The organism is Stenotrophomonas sp. SMYL41 (assembly GCF_036319965.1).
In the GTDB taxonomy this organism is placed as follows: domain Bacteria; phylum Pseudomonadota; class Gammaproteobacteria; order Xanthomonadales; family Xanthomonadaceae; genus Stenotrophomonas; species Stenotrophomonas maltophilia_R.
The window spans coordinates 116,504-134,768 of the sequence record NZ_JAWIRX010000015.1 but is presented as its reverse complement, the minus strand read 5'-3'; the positions used below and the strand labels follow the sequence as shown (position 1 = coordinate 134,768).

15 protein-coding genes are annotated in these 18,265 nt (G+C 67.5%); 7 read left to right on the top strand and 8 right to left on the bottom strand.

What is annotated here, in order from left to right:
• Nucleotides 1–281 precede the first annotated feature (281 nt).
• The 5 genes from secF to queA all read right to left on the bottom strand — a co-directional run bounded on the left by secF (nt 282) and on the right by queA (nt 5,978).
• A complete protein-coding gene (gene secF / locus V3B30_RS17020; protein WP_100472014.1) occupies nt 282–1,262 on the bottom strand; it encodes a protein translocase subunit SecF in 981 nt (326 codons plus the stop codon).
• A 15-nt stretch (nt 1,263–1,277) separates the two neighbouring features.
• A complete protein-coding gene (secD, locus tag V3B30_RS17015; RefSeq protein ID WP_162292082.1) occupies nt 1,278–3,134 on the bottom strand; it encodes a protein translocase subunit SecD in 1,857 nt (618 codons plus the stop codon).
• A gap of 61 nt (nt 3,135–3,195) precedes the next feature.
• The gene (gene yajC / locus V3B30_RS17010; RefSeq protein WP_087922285.1) at nt 3,196–3,540 is read right to left on the bottom strand and encodes a preprotein translocase subunit YajC; all 345 of its coding nucleotides are present in this window, start codon (nt 3,538–3,540) and stop codon (nt 3,196–3,198) included.
• Nucleotides 3,541–3,674: 134 nt separating this feature from the next.
• Nucleotides 3,675–4,805 (bottom strand): tRNA guanosine(34) transglycosylase Tgt, encoded by a 1,131-nt coding sequence (tgt, locus tag V3B30_RS17005; RefSeq protein ID WP_262084154.1) that lies wholly within the window; start codon nt 4,803–4,805, stop codon nt 3,675–3,677.
• A 105-nt stretch (nt 4,806–4,910) separates the two neighbouring features.
• Nucleotides 4,911–5,978: a tRNA preQ1(34) S-adenosylmethionine ribosyltransferase-isomerase QueA gene (gene queA / locus V3B30_RS17000; RefSeq protein ID WP_262084153.1), complete on the bottom strand. Its 1,068-nt coding sequence runs from the start codon at nt 5,976–5,978 to the stop codon at nt 4,911–4,913.
• Nucleotides 5,979–6,189: 211 nt separating this feature from the next.
• Here queA and V3B30_RS16995 point away from each other — a divergent pair, with 211 nt between their 5' ends.
• Together V3B30_RS16995 and V3B30_RS16990 are read left to right on the top strand one after the other, a co-directional pair.
• Nucleotides 6,190–7,686, top strand: coding sequence for an aminotransferase class III-fold pyridoxal phosphate-dependent enzyme (locus V3B30_RS16995; protein ID WP_262084152.1), 1,497 nt, complete (start codon nt 6,190–6,192; stop codon nt 7,684–7,686).
• Between the two features lie 117 nt (nt 7,687–7,803).
• Entirely contained in the window at nt 7,804–8,397 is a 594-nt protein-coding gene (locus tag V3B30_RS16990; RefSeq protein WP_100472010.1) for a TIGR00730 family Rossman fold protein, read from the top strand.
• 18 nt (nt 8,398–8,415) lie between these two features.
• Here the strand turns inward: V3B30_RS16990 and V3B30_RS16985 are convergent, their stop codons facing one another.
• Entirely contained in the window at nt 8,416–11,256 is a 2,841-nt protein-coding gene (locus tag V3B30_RS16985) for an EAL domain-containing protein (RefSeq protein WP_262084151.1), read from the bottom strand.
• Between the two features lie 247 nt (nt 11,257–11,503).
• Here V3B30_RS16985 and V3B30_RS16980 point away from each other — a divergent pair, with 247 nt between their 5' ends.
• The 5 genes from V3B30_RS16980 (at nt 11,504) to V3B30_RS16960 (ending at nt 15,684) form a co-directional block, all read left to right on the top strand.
• Entirely contained in the window at nt 11,504–12,022 is a 519-nt protein-coding gene (locus V3B30_RS16980; protein ID WP_238381653.1) for an RNA polymerase sigma factor, read from the top strand.
• Complete coding sequence (locus V3B30_RS16975) at nt 12,019–13,017, top strand: hypothetical protein (protein WP_262084150.1); 999 nt, start codon at nt 12,019–12,021, stop codon at nt 13,015–13,017. The genes V3B30_RS16980 and V3B30_RS16975 overlap by 4 nt, the downstream gene beginning before the upstream one ends.
• Before the next feature lie 40 nt (nt 13,018–13,057).
• Complete coding sequence (locus tag V3B30_RS16970) at nt 13,058–13,654, top strand: YigZ family protein (protein ID WP_262084149.1); 597 nt, start codon at nt 13,058–13,060, stop codon at nt 13,652–13,654.
• Nucleotides 13,647–15,419: an ABC transporter transmembrane domain-containing protein gene (locus tag V3B30_RS16965; RefSeq protein ID WP_100472005.1), complete on the top strand. Its 1,773-nt coding sequence runs from the start codon at nt 13,647–13,649 to the stop codon at nt 15,417–15,419. The genes V3B30_RS16970 and V3B30_RS16965 overlap by 8 nt, the downstream gene beginning before the upstream one ends.
• 70 nt (nt 15,420–15,489) lie before the next feature.
• Nucleotides 15,490–15,684 carry a hypothetical protein gene (locus tag V3B30_RS16960; RefSeq protein ID WP_005409247.1) on the top strand — a complete coding sequence of 65 codons (195 nt, stop codon included), beginning with the start codon at nt 15,490–15,492 and terminating at the stop codon, nt 15,682–15,684.
• Nucleotides 15,685–15,901: 217 nt separating this feature from the next.
• On the opposite strand, the gene V3B30_RS16955 is transcribed toward V3B30_RS16960, so the two are convergent.
• On the bottom strand, nt 15,902–17,026 hold the full coding sequence (locus tag V3B30_RS16955; protein ID WP_262084148.1) for a prephenate dehydrogenase: 1,125 nt from the start codon (nt 17,024–17,026) through the stop codon (nt 15,902–15,904).
• On the bottom strand, nt 17,023–17,931 hold the full coding sequence (pdxY, locus tag V3B30_RS16950) for a pyridoxal kinase (RefSeq protein WP_100472003.1): 909 nt from the start codon (nt 17,929–17,931) through the stop codon (nt 17,023–17,025). Before pdxY ends, V3B30_RS16955 begins: the two co-directional genes overlap by 4 nt.
• Between the last annotated feature and the right edge of the window lie 334 nt (nt 17,932–18,265).

Here is an 18,265-nt window from a genome sequence, read left to right as displayed (position 1 = left end):
CGACCGTTGGTCGGCACGGTTGAATTCATTCGATATCTGACAGATGTGCCGACCAACGGTCGGCACCCACCATCAGCCGTGCGGAACCGGTCTGGGGCAGAGCCCCCTGAGTCAGGGGGCGGCCGCGAAGCGGCGGGGGTCTGGGAGCTGGTAAGTGGGGCCCACGGTTCGCGCAGAGAAGCGTGGGAGCGACAGCGCGCATGCGATGACGCATACCAGCCCTGCCCACAAAAAACCCCGCTTGCGCGGGGTTCTCTGTGTGTTGCGTGCAGCGCGAACGCTTACGGGCGACGGGCCAGGGCCTCGACGTCCTTCGCCTTCGGCAGCAGGTCCTGCTTGCTGACGCGCAGGAAACCGATGGTCAGCATCGGCACCGCCACCAGGATCGAGGACAGCACCACGATCACCGCACCGATCATGTGCGTCTCGGCCAGGCCTTCCATCGAGCTGCCGCCGTACATGTACAGGGCAAGCGCGGACAGGAAGAACATCACCGCAGTAATCACCGTACGCGACAGCGTCTGGTTGATCGAACGGTTCAGCACTTCCATCGAGTCCACGCGCAGGCTGCGGAAGTTCTCGCGGACGCGGTCGAAGACCACGATCAGATCGTTGATCGCAAAGCCCATCACCGACAGCAGGCCAGCCAGCACGGTCAGGTCGAACTCACGGCCCAGCAGGGACACGTAAGCCACCGTCACGATCAGGTCGAACATCGCCACGATGCTGGCGGTAACCGCGAACTTCCATTCGAAGCGCACGGCAATGTAGATCAGGAAGCCGGCCAGCATGAAGATGGTGGCGTACAGGCCATTCATCGCCAGGTCCTTGCCGATCTGCGGGCCCACGAACTCGTTACGGAGCACGGTGGCCTGGTTGTCGGCGGTTGACAGCGCCTTCACGACGGCGGCAGCGGTAGCCTTGTCCTCGTGCGCGGCGTCGCCGGTGCCGGCAGCGTGCTCACCGTGCGGGGCCAGGCGGATCAGCAGGTCGGTGTTGCCACCGACGCTCTGCACCTGGGCGCCGTCAAAGCCGCCCTGCTCGAGCTTGGTGCGGACCTGCTCGACGTCCACCGCCTTGTCGAAGCGGGCTTCGATCAGGGTGCCACCGGTGAAGTCCAGCGCGTAATTGAAGCCCTTGACGCCGATGATGGCGACCGAGGCCAAGAACACGATGACCGTGACGACCATCGCGACATGGCGCCAGCGCATGAAGTCGATCTTGGTGTCGTTCGGGAGGATGTGCAGCGGAAACAGTTTCATGTGCGTGTCGTCCCGTCAGATGGCCACGTTCTGGAGCTTCTTGCGACGGCCGTAGATCAGCGTCGCCAGCGCACGCGACACGGTGATCGCGGTGAACATGGAGGCGAAAATACCGATGATCATGGTCAGCGCGAAGCCCTTCAGCGGACCGGTACCGAATGCGAACAGCGCCACGCCGACGATCAAGCCGGTCAGGTTGGCGTCGAGGATGGTGCCCGAGGCACGCTCGTAACCGGTCACGATCGCGGTCTTGCCCGGCACGCCGGCACGCAGTTCTTCACGGATGCGCTCGTTGATCAGCACGTTGGCGTCCACCGACAGGCCAACCGACAGCGCCAGGCCAGCGAAGCCAGGCAGGGTCATGGTCGCGCCGAACAGCGACATCACCGCCACCACGATCAGCAGGTTGAACAGCATCGCGAGCGAGGTGATCACGCCGAACATGCGGTAGTAGACGCTGAAGAACACCAGGGTGAACAGGAAGGCGAACACCACGGCGCGCATACCATTCTTGACGTTCTCCGCGCCCAGGCTCGGGCCGACCACACGCTCTTCAACGAAGTCCATCGGCGCGGCCAGCGAGCCGGACTTCAGCAGCTTGGCCAGGTCCTCGGCTTCCTTCTTCTGCAGACCGGTGGTCTGGAAGTTCTTGCCGAACACGCCGTTGATGTTGGCCACCGAGATCACTTCCTCGTTGACCTTGAAGCCACGCACTTCCTGGCCGTCGACGACGGTCACCGTCGGCACGCGCTCGGTGTAGACCACCGCCATCGGCTTGTTCACGTTGGCGCTGGTGAAGTCGAACATGCGCTGGCCACCCACGTTGTTCAGCGTCACGCTGACCGCCGGTGAGCCACTGTTCGAATCGGTCACCGCCTGCGCGCCGACCATCTGGTCGCCGGTGACGATCACGCGCTTGTTCAGCAGGATCGGGCCGCGGCCGTCACGCTGCTGGTAGACCTTCGCTTCCGGCGGGATGCGGCCGGAGTTGATGGCGTCCTGCGCATTGCCTTCAACCACCGCGCGGTATTCCAGGGTGGCAGTGGCACCGATCATGCGCTTGGCTTCGGCAGTGTCCTGCACGCCCGGCAACTGCACGACCACGCGGTCGGCGCCCTGGCGCTGGATGATCGGCTCGGCCACGCCGAGCTGGTTCACGCGGTTGCGCAGGGTGTTGATGTTCTGCTCGATGGCGCCGTTGGCGATCTGCGCGATCTCGGTTTCCGGCACGGTCACCGTGATGCGGTTGCCACTGACGTCGTAGCCGAGGGTCGGCTGAGCCTTGACCAGGGCGGTACGGGCACGCTGCGCGGCGTCGTCACCGGCGGACGGGCTCAGGTTGGCGACGATGCTGTTGTCTGCGCGGCGCTCCACCGACTGGTAGGCGATGCGCGCGTCACGCAGGGTGCTGCGCACGTCTTCGGTGTAGGCGTCCAGGCGCTTGTCCAGGGCGGCCTTCTGGTCGACCTGCAGCACGAAGTGCACGCCACCCTGCAGGTCCAGGCCCAGCACCATCGGGCGACCGCCCAGCTTGGCCAACCAGTCCGGCACAGTCGAGGCCAGGTTCAGGGCCACGGTGTACTTTTCGCCAATCGTGTCACGCAGGGCATCGCTGGCAGCGGACTGCGCCTTCAGGTCCGGCAGGCGGACGATCAGGCTTTCCCCTTCCTTCTCGACACCGATGGTGGTGACACCGGCCGTCTTCAGGTCGGCCAACACACGGTCGCGCAGCGCATCGTCGATCTGCCCGCCACGGTTGGCGGTGATCTGGAGGGCCGGGTCCTTCTGGTAGATGTTGGGCAGCGCGTACAGCGTGCTGAGCGCCAGTACGATCAGGATGACGACGTACTTCCAGCGTGGAAATTCGAGCATTGCTTGGGTCCCGCGCGGCGCCATCCCCGGCGCCGCGGTTGTGCTTCGGAAAGGGAGTGGCTTACTTGGCCGAATCCAGGGTGCCGGTCGGCAGCACGCTGCCGACAGCGCCCTTCTGCACGCGGATGCGCACGTTCTCGGCCACTTCGATGGTGATGAAGTTGTCGCCGATGTCGGTGACCTTGCCGGCGATGCCGCCGTTGGTCAGCACTTCGTCGCCACGCTTGATCTTCTCCAGCATGGCCTTGTGCTCCTTCTGCCGCTTCATCTGCGGGCGGATCATCAGGAAGTACATGATGGCGATCAGGATGATCGGGAACAGCAGCGTGGTCAGGCCCATGCCCTGCGGTTGGCCGCCGGCGGCCTGGGCGTGGGCGGCGGGAATCAGGAAGGCAAGCAGGTTCATCGTTGGTCCTTTGGTTGGGCGGCGCTTCGGCCGTTTCACGGGCACGAGGTGTCGACCGCGGATCTGGGTCAGCCTTGAAGTATGCCACGGCCCCGGGCGTTCGTCCTTGGGCCGTTTGGCAGGGGGCGTTCGGGTTACAGCGGCGGTGCTACCGCCCCGCGTGCCGCGTAGAAGGACTCACGGAAGGCCAGGAAGGTTCCCGCCTCGATCGCCGCACGGATGTCGGCCATGAGCTTTTCGTAATAGAACAGGTTGTGCAGGGTGCCCAGCATCGGCGCCAGCATCTCGTTGCAGCGGTCCAGGTGGCGCAGGTAGGAACGGGTGTAGCCACCGGTGCAGGCCACGCAGCCGCAGCCGGGCTCGATCGGGTCCATGTCGCGCGCGTACTGGGAGTTGCGGATGCGAACGGTGCCGAACGAGGTGAAATAGTGGCCGTTGCGGGCGTTGCGGGTCGGCATCACGCAGTCGAACATGTCCACGCCGCGGGCGACACCCTCGACCAGGTCCTCCGGTCGGCCCACCCCCATCAGATAGCGCGGGCGGTCACCCGGCAGCTCCGGATCCAGGTGGTCGAGCATGGCGTTGCGCTCGTGCTCCGGCTCGCCCACGGCCAGGCCGCCGATGGCATAGCCGTCGAAGCCGATCGTCTGCAGGGCTTCGGCCGAGCGGCTGCGCAGGTCGGTGTGCACGCCACCCTGGACGATGCCGAACAGGGCCGCGTCGTTGCCCAACTCGTCATGCGCGTTGCGGCTGCGCTGGGCCCAGCGCAGGCTCAGCTCCATCGAGCGGCGCGCCACATCCTCGGTGGCCGGGTACGGGGTGCACTCGTCGAAGATCATCACCACGTCCGAATCGAGCACCTTCTGGATCTTCATGCTCTCTTCCGGGCCCAGGAACACGCGGGCACCGTCGGTCGGCGAGGCGAAGGTCACGCCCTGCTCGGTGATCTTGCGGCGGTGGGCCAGCGAGAACACCTGGAAGCCGCCGGAGTCGGTCAGGATCGGGCCGTCCCAGCGGCAGAAGCCGTGCAGGCCGCCGTGGTCGGCGATGATGTCCAGGCCCGGGCGCAGGTACAGGTGGAAGGTGTTGCCGAGGATGATCTCGGCGCCCAGCGCACGCACCTGGTCCGGCAGGATGCCCTTGACCGAGCCATAGGTCCCCACCGGCATGAAGGCCGGCGTTTCCACCGTGCCGCGCGGGAAGGTCAGGCGGCCACGGCGGGCACGGCCGTCGCGGGTCTTGAGCTGGAACTGCAGTCGGGACATGGAGCGGTCATTCAGGCAAATAGTCGCCTATTGTCTCCCAAGAAAGCGTGCGCACCAAGGTGCGCACGCACAGGGGCCCCTGCCCTCCCGGGCTACCCTGCCGCCTCACCCCGCCTGCGGGAACAGCAGCATCGCGTCGCCGTAGCTGAAGAAGCGGTAGCGCTGCTCGATCGCGTGCTGGTAGGCCTCGAACACGCGCTCCTTGCCAGCGAACGCGGAAATCATCATCAGCAGCGTGCTTTCCGGCAGGTGGAAGTTGGTCACCATCGCGTCGACGCTGCGGATGCGGTAGCCCGGGGTGATGAAGATCTGCGTTTCACCCGCGAACGGCAGCAGCTCACCATCGCGCATCGCGCTTTCCAGCGCGCGCACCACGGTGGTGCCGACGCCGATCACGCGGCCGCCGGCGGCGCGCGTGTGCCGCACCTGCTGCACAAGTTCGGCGCCGACGTTCAGCCACTCGCGGTGCATCACGTGGTCCTTCAGGTCATCGGCGCGCACCGGCTGGAAGGTGCCCGCGCCCACGTGCAGGGTGACGTGGCCGAAGTCCACGCCCTTGTCCTTCAGCGCGGCCAGCAACGGTTCGTCGAAATGCAGGCCTGCGGTCGGCGCGGCCACCGCCCCCACTTCACGCGCGAACACCGTCTGGTAGCGCTCGCGGTCGTCCACACCCGGCTCGCGCTGGATGTAGGGCGGCAGCGGCAGGCGGCCGGCATGCAGCAGCCACTGTTCCAACGATTCCGGCACATGGAACTGCAGCACGTAGAACTCGCCGTCGCGGCCCAGCACCTCGGCTTCGCCACCGGCATCCAGCGCGATGCGGCTGCCGGCCTTCGGTGACTTGCTGGCGCCCACCTGCGCGCGGGCCTGCTGGGCGCCGAGCAGGCGCTCGATCAGGATCTCGACGCGGCCGCCGCTGGCCTTCTGCCCGAACAGGCGCGCCGGGATCACCCGGGTGTCGTTGAACACCAGCAGGTCGCCCGGCTGCAGCAGCGACGGCAGGTCACGCACCTGCAGGTCGGTGAAGGCATCGGGCGCCGGCGGTACCAGCAGCAGGCGGCTTGCGGAACGTTCGGCCAGGGGCGCCTGTGCGATCAGTTCAGCCGGCAGGTCGTAATGGAAATCGGACTTCTTCAAGGCAGTGGGCGGCAACAGGTCGACAATGGCGCGCATTGTACGGCCAGCGTCTGCGAGCCGGCGCACTTCGCGGCGAACGTCGCGCAAAATGCTGCTATGCAGCAGGTTTCTGCGGGGTTATCGCGCAAAAAAACAAGTGCTAGCATCGAGTCGGAAGTCCGCTGCACGAGCCTGCCCCCAAGCGCGCGTGATGACGCGCGTTTTGCTTTTGAAGACCCGTGCGACCCATTGTTTCAGGAGATCTGCAATGAGCTTCATCGAACGCCTCGCCCCCCTGCGCAACCAGCCCGGCACCCGCCTCACCTCCGGCCTGGACGATGCCACTCTGACCGCCCTGTCCGCCAACCACCCGCAGCTGATCGCCGCGGTGGACGCCGCCGCCGAGGAATTCGCGCGCGTGCAGGCCGACCTGGGGCCGCTGCTGGCGCAGGATGAACAGGCGCAGATCGACGCGATGCAGGACGGGTTCGTCAATTTCTATGCCGATGATGCAGTGACCCCGTACGTGGCGCTGGCCGCACGCGGGCCGTGGGTGGTCACCCTGAAGGGCGCGGTGCTGTACGACGCCGGCGGCTACGGCATGCTCGGCTTCGGGCACACCCCGGATGCCGTGCTGGAGGCAATGGCCCGCCCGCAGGTGATGGCCAACATCATGACCCCCAGCCTGTCGCAGCAGCGATTCATCACCGCCCTGCGCGCCGAAATCGGCCACCGCCGTGGGGGCTGCCCGTTCGCGCGGTTCATGTGCCTGAATTCCGGCTCCGAAGCGGTTGGCCTGGCCGCGCGCATCGCCGACGTCAACGCCAAGCTGCAGACCGACCCGGGCGCGCGCCACGCCGGTGCGGCGATCAAGCGCGTGGTGGTCAAGGGCAGCTTCCATGGCCGTACCGACCGCCCTGCCCTGTATTCCGATTCCAGCCGCAAGAGCTACATGCAGCACCTGGCCAGCTATCGCGGCGAGGACTCGGTGATCACCGTGGCGCCTTATGACGAGGCCGGCCTGCGCAAGGTGTTCGAGGATGCCGCGCGCAACCAGTGGTTCATCGAGGCAGTGTTCCTGGAGCCGGTGATGGGCGAAGGCGACCCCGGCCGCTCGGTACCGCCGGCGTTCTATGCCGTGGCCCGTGAACTGACCCATGCACACGGCAGCCTGCTGCTGCTGGACTCGATCCAGGCTGGCCTGCGCGCGCATGGCGTGCTGTCGGTGGTCGATTACCCGGGCTTCGAAGGCCTGGATCCGCCGGACATGGAGACCTACTCCAAGGCGCTCAACGCCGCGCAGTACCCGCTGTCGGTGCTGGCGGTGACCGAGCATGCCGCGCAGTTGTACCGCAAGGGCATCTACGGCAACACCATGACCAGCAACCCGCGTGCGCTGGACGTGGCCTGCGCCACCCTGGCGCAGCTGACCCCGCAGGTGCGTGCCAACATCGCCGAACGCGGTGCCGAAGCCGTGCGCAAGCTGGAACAGCTCAAGAGCGAACTGGGCGGCCTGATCACCAAGGTGCAGGGCACCGGCCTGCTGTTCTCCTGCGAGCTGGCCCCGCAGTTCAAGTGCTACGGCGCCAATTCCACCGAGGAATGGCTGCGACAGCACGGCATCAACGTGATCCATGGCGGCGAGAACTCGCTGCGCTTCACCCCGCACTTCGGCATGGACAGCGAGGAGCTGGACCTGCTGGTGGGCATGGTCGGCCGCGCCCTGCGTGAAGGCCCGCGCCGCGAGCAGGCTGCAGCGGCGTAAGCGGCCGCTTCGCTTCGGCGCTACAGAAGGGGATAATCCACCCGCACCCCGCCCGCAACCGCTGACCCGGTTGCCGGCGGGGCGTTTTCGTTTCCGCACCAAGAGACAAGACCCCCCATGAAGTCGATCTGCGTCTACTGTGGTTCCAACGCTGGCAGCAAGCCGGCCTATACCGAACGCGCCATTGCCCTGGGCGACCGTATCGCCCGCGACGGCCTGCGCCTGGTGTACGGCGGCGGAAACGTCGGCCTGATGGGAACCGTGGCCAATGCCGCGCTCGCCGCCGGCGGCGAGGTAACCGGCGTCATTCCGCGCCAGCTGGCCGACTGGGAAGTGGCCCACCGCGGCCTGACCGAACTGGAGATCGTCGGTTCGATGCATGAGCGCAAGTCGCGCATGTTCGACCTGGCCGACGGCTTCGTCACCCTGCCCGGTGGCTTCGGCACGATGGAAGAGATCTTCGAGATGCTGACCTGGCGCCAGCTGGGCATCGGCAACAAGCCGTGCGCGTTCCTCGACGTGGAAGGTTTCTACGCGCCGCTGATCGGCATGATCGACCGCATGGTGGAAGAGCGCTTCCTGCATCCGGACCAGCGCCAGGACCTGTGGTACGGCTCGGACATCGAAGAAATGCTGGAGTGGATGAAGAACTACCAGCCGGCGCAGGCCTCGAAGTGGATTGACGAGAAGCGCCGCGCCGCCCTGCGTTGATGCAGCCGCAAGCGGTGGCTAGCCCGCCGCGTGCGACCACGGGGCGGGCCGCCCCAACAGGTAGCCCTGGCCGTAATCGCAGCCCAGTTCTCGCAGGGTCTGCCGCTGCGCCTCGGTCTCGATGCCCTCGCCGATGGTCTCGATGCCCAGCGTGCGCGCCAGCGACAGCACGCCTTCGACCAGGGCCCGCGTGCTCTGCACTTCCGGCCCATGCAGTCCTGCGATGAAGCTCTGGTCGATCTTCAGCGTGCTGATCGGGAAGCGGTGCAGGTAGGACAGCGCCGAGAAGCCGGTACCGAAATCGTCCAGCTGCACCTGGATGCCGCGCTCGCGCAGGCCCTGCAGGATGCGCAGCGTGTGCGGACTGTCGTCCAGCAGCGCCACCTCGGTAATCTCCAGGCGAAGCCGGCGCGGATCTGCGCCGCATGCATCGAGCAGACCGAACAGGCGGCCACTGAACTCGGCCGAGCGGAAATGGCGCGGCGATACGTTCACCGAAACATAGCTGTGGCCGCCTTCGGCCAGTCCCGCGATGACCTGTTCGTAGATCAGCCAGTCGACCTGTTCGATCAGGCCGCTTTCCTCGCCAAGCTCCAGGAACGCCCCGGGCAGCAGCAGGCCACGGCGCTCGTGCTGCCAGCGCAGCAATGCCTCGTGCCCCACCACCTCGCCATCGGACAGACGCACGATCGGCTGGTAGAACGGGACGAAGTCGCGGTTGTTGATCGCACGGCGCAGGTCAGCTTCCAGATCAAGGCTGCGCATGGCCTGCTCGCGCATGTCCTCATCGAAGATCGCACAGCGGTCGTGGCCCTGCGCCTTGGCCCGGTACATCGCTGCATCGGCGTCGCGCAGCAGCTCTTCACCGGTACGGTAGCGGGGGTTCCACAAGGCGATACCGAGGCTGCCGGACGGGAACAGCTCGCGCCCGGCGATCCACATCGATTCCTGCAGTGCCAGCAACAGCCGCTGGCCGAAATCCAGGGCCTGTGCCAACCCCTGCGGACATTGCAGCAGCACCGCGAATTCATCGCCCCCCAGTCGCGCCACTACATCCTCGGGGCCGGCCATCGATACGATGCGTTTGGCTACCTCCACCAGCATGCGATCGCCGGCGGCGTGGCCAATGCTGTCGTTGACCAGCTTGAAGCGGTCCAGGTCGAGGAACAGCACGGCGAACACCGGCCCACCCTCACGCCTGGCCAGCGCCAGCGCATCCTGCAGGCGATCGAGCAGGTGCAGGCGGTTGGGCAGGCCGGTCAGCGCATCGTGCATGGCCTGATGGGTCAGGCGCTGCTCGGCACGCAGACGCTCGCCAATCTGCCCGAGCAGCTTTTCGTTGACCTCGGCCAGCTCGCGGGTACGTTCCTCCACGCGCTTTTCCAGCTCGGCATGCGCCGAACGCAGCTGCTGCTGGTCGCGCTGGCGCGCCAGCCCGGTTCCGATGTTCTGTGCAACGAAGGTCAGCAGGCGCTGATCGTGCACACTGAACGTGCTGTTCGGACTGTAGCTCTGCACCACGATCGCGCCGACCGCCTCATCATCGCGCAGCAGCGGCACGCCCAGCCAGCAATGTGAGCGCGCGCCCGATTCGCGCACCTCGCCGCTGGCCAGCAGTGCGTCGATCTGCTCCCGCGACGCCAGCAGCGGCCGCCGGTTGCGCACGACATACTCGGTCAGGCCGCGGCTGAACGGGCGTGGCGCGCGGCTGGCGTTGTGCTCGTCCACCGAATAGACGAAGTCCAGGCCGTTGCCCGTCCCGTTCACCAGCGCGATATAGAAATTGCGCGCATCAAGCAGGCGTCCGACCACGCCATGCACCTGCCCATAGAACTGGGCCAGGCTGTCGGCCGACATCGCCATTTCGGCGATGTTGTACAGCGCGGTCTGCAGCTGCTCGGCACGGCGGCGCTCGGCCACTTCATCCTGCAGGCTGCGGTTGGCGCGCTGCAGCTCCAGCGTGCGCCGCTCCACCTGTTGTTCCAGCCGCACCTGCGCCTGGCGCCGGTCCATCGCGGTCTGCACATGCTGCGCTACAAAGCCCAGCAGCGCCCGCTCGGCCTCGCCATAGCGGGCCGCCAGCTCATAGCTCTGCACCACGATGGCGCCGCAGACGCGGCCATCGCGCAGCATCGGCACGCCCAGCCAGTCCAGGCTCTCCGGGCCACGCTGCGGGTCGTGCTCCTGCCCGACCACACGCGCCAGCAGCTCGCGCGAGGGGCCGCTGAGCGGCTTGCCGTGGCGCAGCAACGCCACGGTCAGGCTGCGCGGCATCTCGCCGGCGTCATGGCTCTGGGACGGATCGGCGACGAAGTCGTCGACCTGGTCGGCGAAGTACAGGAAACGGATCTGGTCGCGGACGTCGTCGTATTCGACGATGTAGCAGTTTTCCGCGTACATCAGCGTGCCAAGCACGCCGTGCACGTGGCGCAGCATCTCCGACATCTCCAGATCGGCGCCAGCCAGATCGGCGATCTGGAACAGCGCCTGCTGCAGCCGTTCAGCCTCCTCCAGCGCCTTGATCTGCCCGGCCTGGCGGCCGCGCTGCAATGCCAGTTCCATGGCCTGCCGGGCCAGCCCCCACCACGCCGCGGAAGGCACCGCACCTTCCACCGATAGCTGCAGACGGGCACCGTCATATTCCCAGCCATGGCAACCGTCGCCGACGCCCGGCGCCGTGGATGCGCCAGCCGCGACGACCGCCGGCCAGCCGCCCTGGCCGCATCCCAGCTGCAGATCGTTCCAGCCAACGCGGACCACGGCCGAATCCGGCAGCAGCGCATGCAATGCGCGCACCAGCGCCGTGCTCAGCACGGCCTCGTGTGGTGGCTCTTCTGCCGGTTCAACGTGCCTGGACAAATGACAATCTCTTGGCGCCGTCTGCGCGTCGCCTCCCCTGAGCCGCCGAGCATAGCGCGCCACCCGGGGGGCAATGGAAGCCCATCAACCCCGAATCGTGCGCCCGTACGTTTTTCCTGCTGTCCATAGCCGCTTCCACGCCATGAACCTCGCCCTGCCCGCCCCCGTCACCGGCTATGCGCCACCGCCTGCAGGCCTTACCCTGTACGCCGTGGAAGCCAGCGCACTGCCAACCGATGAAGCCTTGATGCTGGCCTGGGCCGGTGGCGACCTGCGCGCGTTCGAAAGCCTGTATGCGCGCCATCGCAAGCGCCTGTTCGGTTTCCTGCTGCGGCAGGTGCGCGACAACGCGCTGGCCGAGGAGATCTTCCAGGATGTCTGGCAGCGGGTGATCAGCGCCCGCGCCGGCTGGCAGCCTGACGCTGCATTCAGCACCTGGCTGTTCCGCATCGCCCACAACCGGCTGAACGACCATTGGCGCGCCGCCCGCCATCGCCCTTCCGCACCGGCCGACGCCGATCTGCGCCTGGCCGCGATCGAGGACGGTCAGACCCCGGAAGCCGAGCTTTCCGATTTCGAACAACGTCGCCGCATCCAGCTGGCGATGGAGCAACTGCCGCCCGAGCAGCGCGAAGTGCTGCAGCTGCGGCTGGATCAGGAACTGAGCCTGGAGGAGATCGGCCAGATCACCGGCGTAGGCCGGGAAACCGTGAAATCGCGGCTGCGCTATGCGATGGACAAGCTGCGTGCGGGATTGAACGCATGAACCGAAACGATCCGCTGACGCCGGAAGAACGCGAGCTGGCGCGCCTGCTCGGCCGCCGCATCGAACAGGCCCCACCGACCGCGCTGGACGCCACCATCCTGGCCGCGGCGCGCGCTGCGGTGGACGCACCGGCTGCCGAGGCTGTTGCTTCACCGGACGCGCCACGCACGCAGCGTACGCGCCCACGGTGGCCGGCGGTGTTCGGCATTGCCGCCTCGATGGTGTTCGCCATCGGCATCGCCTGGCAGCTGCGCCCGGAACCGCCGCCGGTTCCGGCGGGCGAGTCCGCTGTTGCTGCAGCGCCGGCTACGGCGGACGTCGCGGCTGCCGATCCGGCCGCTGGGAGCAGCGCAGCCGACAGTGCGGTTGCGGCTGCGGAAACCGCCGCCGCACCTGCAGCACCCGAGGCAGCCCCGGTCGCTCCCCCCCCGGCACCGTCCGTCGCGCGCACGCCCAGGCCTGCGCCGGCCGAGGCCGCTGCTGCGCCGCCACCGACGGCACCATCAGCAGCACGATCGAGGGTTGCAGAAGTGGCCGCCGACACCTCCTTTGCCGCGCTGCCTCCCGCACCGGCAGCGGCACCGCCCGCACCTCCTGCACCGGCTGCCTACTCGGCACCTGCACCGGCATTGGCGCCAGCCCCGGCAGGGGCATTGAAAGCACGCACTGCCGAGCCGCCAGTGGCCAACGCTGCCGAGGCCGAACGGGCACAGGCAATGGATCGGATAGAGATCACCTCGATGAAACGCCAGGCCCCGAGCCGCTCCGCGCCCGGCGTCATGCGCCGCGGCGCCGACGCAGGGCTCAGTGCGGATGCCGTGCAGGCCGAAGTGGACACCGATGCACAGCTGCCGCGGCGGCAGTGGCTGCAGAAGATCCGCACGCGCCGCGACGATGGCCAGCGCGACTTGGCCCGCGCAAGCCTGGAGCGCTATGTGCAGCAGTATCCGGAAGCGCGCCTGCCGCGCGACCTGCGCCCGCTGCTGGACGACTGAAGCGGACAGTGACCTCCGGCAACCCCGTAGAATGGCGGGAATGCCCGATACCCTCGCCCAGCCGGTCAGCCACACGCTGGAAGTCAAACACAGCCGCTTCATTGCCCATGCTGCGCCGATCGATGGTGCCACGGCGGCACTGGCGTTCCTGCAGCGGGTGGCCGTAGCCGACGCGACCCACAACTGCTGGGCCTACCGCCACGGGCAGGATTACCGTTCCAGCGACGATGGCGAGCCGGCCGGCACGGCTGGGCGTCCGATCCTGGCGGCGATCGACGGCCAAGGCTTCGACCGGGTCATGGTGGTGGTAACGCGCTGGTTCGGCGGCATCAAGCTGGGCGCCGGCGGGCTGGTGCGCGCCTACGGTGGCGCAGCCGCCGAATGCCTGCGCACTGCGCCGCGCCTGCCGCTGGTGGCGATGGCCCGGCTGCAGCTGTTGGCCGGCTTCGAGGATCTGGGCACCCTGCATGCCACCCTGCCCGCCTTCGGCGCCGGGAAGCTCGATGAACGGTTCGATGCCAACGGCGTGTGCCTGCGGGTCGAATTGCCGGCCGACCAGGTCGATGCATTGAAAATCCGCCTGCGCGACGCCACCCGTGACCGTATCCGCATACAAGACGACGACCAGGATGACTGACAAGGACGACGCCCCCGCCTCGACCCCACCGCTGCGCCGCCTCGGCAGCCTGCGGACGTTGTGGCCGTTCGTGCGCCGCCATGGCGGCCTGTTCACCGCCTGGCTGCTGGCGCTGGCGGTGTCTTCGGCCGCCACGCTGAGCCTGCCACCGGCGGTGAAGCAGATGATCGATCATGGTTTCAGCAGCGGCGGCCAGATCAACCGCGCCTTCGCCCTGCTGATGCTGGTGGCGGTCGTGATGGCGTTGGGCACGGCTGCGCGCTTCTACTTCGTGTCGCTGCTCGGCGAAAAGGTCGTGGCCGACCTCCGCAGCCAGCTGTATGCCCATCTGATCCAGCTGGGCGCCGGATTCCACGACCGCAGCCGCAGCGGAGAACTGGTCTCGCGCCTGACCGCGGACACCGAACTGCTGCGCAGCGTGGTCGGTTCGACCATGTCCGTTGCGCTGCGCAGCACGGTCACCGTCATCGGCAGCCTGGCCATGCTGTTCGTCACCAGCCCGCGGCTGGCCGCGTGGTCGTTGCTCGGCATTCCGCTTGCGGTGCTGCCGATCATCATCGGCGCGCGCAAGCTGCGCACGGTTGCGCGCAGCAGCCAGGACCGCATCGCCGATGCCAACAGCCTGGCCAGCGAAACGCTGGGCGCCGTGCGCACGGTGCAGGCGCATGCACGCGAGCCCTATGAGCGCGGACGCTTCGACAAGGCGCTCGGTGATGCCATCGGTGCCGCGCGCCGCCGCATCGGTGCGCAATCGCTGGTCACTGCCAGCGCCATCCTGCTGGTGTTCGGCGCCATCGTCGGTGTGTTGTGGTTGGGCGCGCATGACGTCATCGACGGTCGACTCAGCGCCGGTACGCTGGGCCAGTTCGTGCTGTATGCACTGATCGGTGGCGGCTCGGTCGGCGCGCTGGCAGAGGTCTGGAACGAGCTGCAGCGTGCCGCCGGCGGCATGGGCCGCATCGGCGAACTGTTGCAGGAAGACATCGAAATCCGCTCGCCGGCGCAGCCGCACGCGCTGCCGCAGTCGCTGCGGGGCGAGATCCAGTTCGACGACGTGGTGTTCCACTACCCGCAGCGACCGGACCAGGCTGCGCTGGACCATTTCAACCTGCACGTCCGTCCGGGTGAGACCGTAGCGCTGGTCGGTCCGTCGGGCGCGGGCAAGAGCACGGTGCTGTCGATGCTGCTGCGCTTCCACGATCCGGCCAGCGGCCGCATCTGCGTGGACGGCATCGACGTGCGCCAGGTCGATCCGGCCGAGCTGCGCGCGCAGCTCGCGCTGGTTCCGCAGCAGCCGACGCTGTTCGCGGCCAGCGCGCGCGACAACATCCGCTATGGCCGCCTGCAGGCCAGCGACACCGAAGTCGAGGACGCCGCGCGTGCCGCGGAGGCTGACGGCTTCCTGCGCGCGTTGCCGCAGGGCTATGACAGTGAGCTGGGTGAGCGCGGTGCCCGCCTGTCCGGTGGGCAGCAGCAGCGTGTGGCGATTGCCCGTGCACTGCTGAAGGATGCGCCGATCCTGCTGCTGGACGAAGCCACCAGCGCGCTGGACGCGCAGAGCGAGTACAGCGTGCAGCAGGCGCTGGAGCGACTGATGGCCGGGCGTACCACGCTGGTCATCGCCCACCGCCTGGCCACGGTACTCAAGGCCGACCGCATCGTGGTGATGGACCAGGGCCGCATCGTCGCCGAAGGCACCCATGCGCAGCTGCTGGCCGAAGGCGGATTGTACGCTGAACTGGCACGCCTGCAGTTCATCGATTGATGACGGCCGGCTAACATCGGCCCGGCCAAGCTGGCTGGGCAACAGCAGCATTCGCTGAAGGAGGTGCACGATGTCGTTCCGTCAGTTCCCCGCCGTCGACAGCAACGGCGAAAGCCACATCATCATCGAGTTCAAGCCCGAGGCGAATGGCAGCGGGCATCACTCCGAGGCCACGCCGCGCTACGAGCTCGATGACGGGCGTCCGCTGGTGCGCGATGGCCGCGAGTTCACCACCAGTGGTGGTGAGCTGAGGCTGACGATCTAGGCCTGCTCCCACGCTTGGCAGGTGCCCACCTTGGTGGGCACTGGCCATGTCTGCATCTGACGGGCGTGGCTGCGAAAAGCAGTCGAGTCTGGCTCGCCTCTGCAGAAAAGCCGTGGTCAATTTTTCGCCAAGCATCTTGACAGCCTTGGTTGGCAAGGCCTGAGCGGGGTTATCCACACCTTTGCTCAGAAACCATCCACACCACCTGTGGATGAATTCAGCCCAGCACCCGCCCGATGCCACTGGCGTCCACGTCGGCTGCCGCCCGACTGATCGCTGCCGGATCGTTGCCGGCCACGAATCCGATGCGGAAATGCACTTCGCCACCGGGCGTACGCGAGGAATGGATCGAGGCCAGGCTGATGCCATGCTGCTCGAATACGTTCAGCAGCTCGCGCAGTGAGCCAGGCCGGTCTTCCGGCAGGTGCACCGACAGCGCGTTGCGCTCGGTGAGGTCGGCCAGCAGATAGCCCACGCGTTCAAACGTGTAGTTGCCGTCAGCCAGCGCCTGCTCGCCGAACGCACTGCGATTGGCTGACAGCAGCTGCTCACGGAATGCAGCCCGTGCGCGGTCGTCACCCTGCCCGATCTGTACCTGCAAGGCCTGCAGCTGCCCCACCAGCCGCTCCAGCATCGGCGCCACGTACGGGTTGCCGAACTGGATGTCTTCGTAGATCGCCGGATTCAGCGACAGGATGCGCGAGATGATCGCCGTGTCCAGCTCGAACGACGCCGAACGGTACGGCATCATCGCGGCCAGATCGCCCAGCTGCGGCTGGTACTGGCGCAGCACGCCGGCCTGCGCCAGGTGGGTGGCATGCACCATCGCCTGCACCAGCGCCATCATCTGGTCGTGGTGCTGCGGCGTGGCGCGCACGCACTCGGCCTGCAACGCCGTGCACAGCGTATCGACCCACGGCTGCCAGTGCTGCAGGCGCGCTTCGCAGACCACCATCACCCGGCCCTTCAGGGTCGGCGCCTTGGGTGGCGCGGTCATCGGGTGCAGGCCGACCACTTCGGCCTGCGAGGCCAGCATCGCCTGCACCGGTGCCTCCTTTACCGAGGTCACATCCAGCCACAGCCGGTCCTGCTCACGGCCCGCCGATTGCCGCACGTACTCGGCAATCAGAGCCGGCGTATGCCGGATCGGTGCCGAGAACACCAGTACATCGGCGTGCGCCAGCAATTGCTCCGGCGTGTGCGAGTCCGGGTCGGCCGGGTCGTGGCCCATCGCCTGCAGCTGCAGGTGATGCTGGAAGAAGCGGGTCAGCCAGCGCCCATAGGCACCGGCGCTGCCGATGATGCCGACCGTGCGCGGCATGCGTGGATCCAGGCTGCTCATGCCACGCGTTCAGCGCGGAAGCGCGTTCCTTCGGCCAGCGCCGCCGGCGCGGCAGCGATCACGTCGAACTCCTCGAAGCCGTTGTCCAGGGTCGCCTCCAGCGCCGCATGGGTGCCTGCGATGGCACGCGAAATCGCCTGCTGCATCGACTCACCACGCAGCAGGAACGACACCACCAGCGACATCAGCACGTCACCTGTGCCTGCCACGTCCACCGGCAGCAGCGGTGAGGCCCAGCGCCAGGTTTCCTCGCGCCCGACCGCCAGGGTCACCAGCTCACCGGGGTTGCCGCCCACGCTGTGCGCGATCACCCAGTGCGGGCCACGGTCCAGCAGCGTGCGCGCCGCCGCGATGGCATCGGCCTCGGCCAGTGCCGGCATGCCGGTCAGGCGATTCAGTTCGAAGGCGTTCGGTGTCACCAGCCAGGCATGCGGCAGCAGGCGCTCGGCGAAGATCGCTTCCAGGCCCGGTTCCACGTAGGGGCCGGTATGGGTATCACCGATCACCGGGTCCAGGCAGTAACGCAGCTGCGGGCAGGCCGGCAGGATCCCGTCCAGCCAGTCGGCGAAGGCGGCACCATTGGCGGTGCTGCCGAAATAACCGGAGACGAGCATCTTGGCCCGCTGCGGCAGGCCGCGTTCGCACGCGCCGAGCAGCAGGTCGGCGAACCAGTCGGCGGGCAGTACGCGGCCGCGCGTAGTTTCGTAGAACGGCGCATTGCTCAGCAGCACGGTCGGGATCTCCGCCACGCGCACGCCGAGCGCATGCAGCGGCGGTACGGCAGCACTGTTGCCGGCGTGGCCGTAGACAAGTTGCGACTGGACGGAGATGACATCGACCGGCGACGGGCCGTCGGGCCGCTGGCGGCGGCCATGGACCAGGTGGTTATCGAGGGATTCGCTCATGACCGCATTCTACGCCCAAGGGGGTTTTCGGCAGGGCTGCGCCCTGCACCTGCCGAAGATTCAAGCAACGGCAACGGCAAAAGCCAAAGCGGCATTCCGTGAGTTGGCGGGACAGCGTGGGTTCGCGGGGACGGCGCAAGTACGTCCATGTAGCCTTGGTCGCCGCTTGCTCGTGTGCGCAGGACCGCGCACCCGAGCCCGCGGCGACCGAGCTTACATGGGTGAGTACGCTTTGCTTGCGAAGCACCGCTTCGCAAGCGCCCGAACGCCCAGCCGCCAGCGGCTGGGCCGGGCCCCGGAGGGGGACTTGCAGCGTCCCCCTCAACCGGACCCA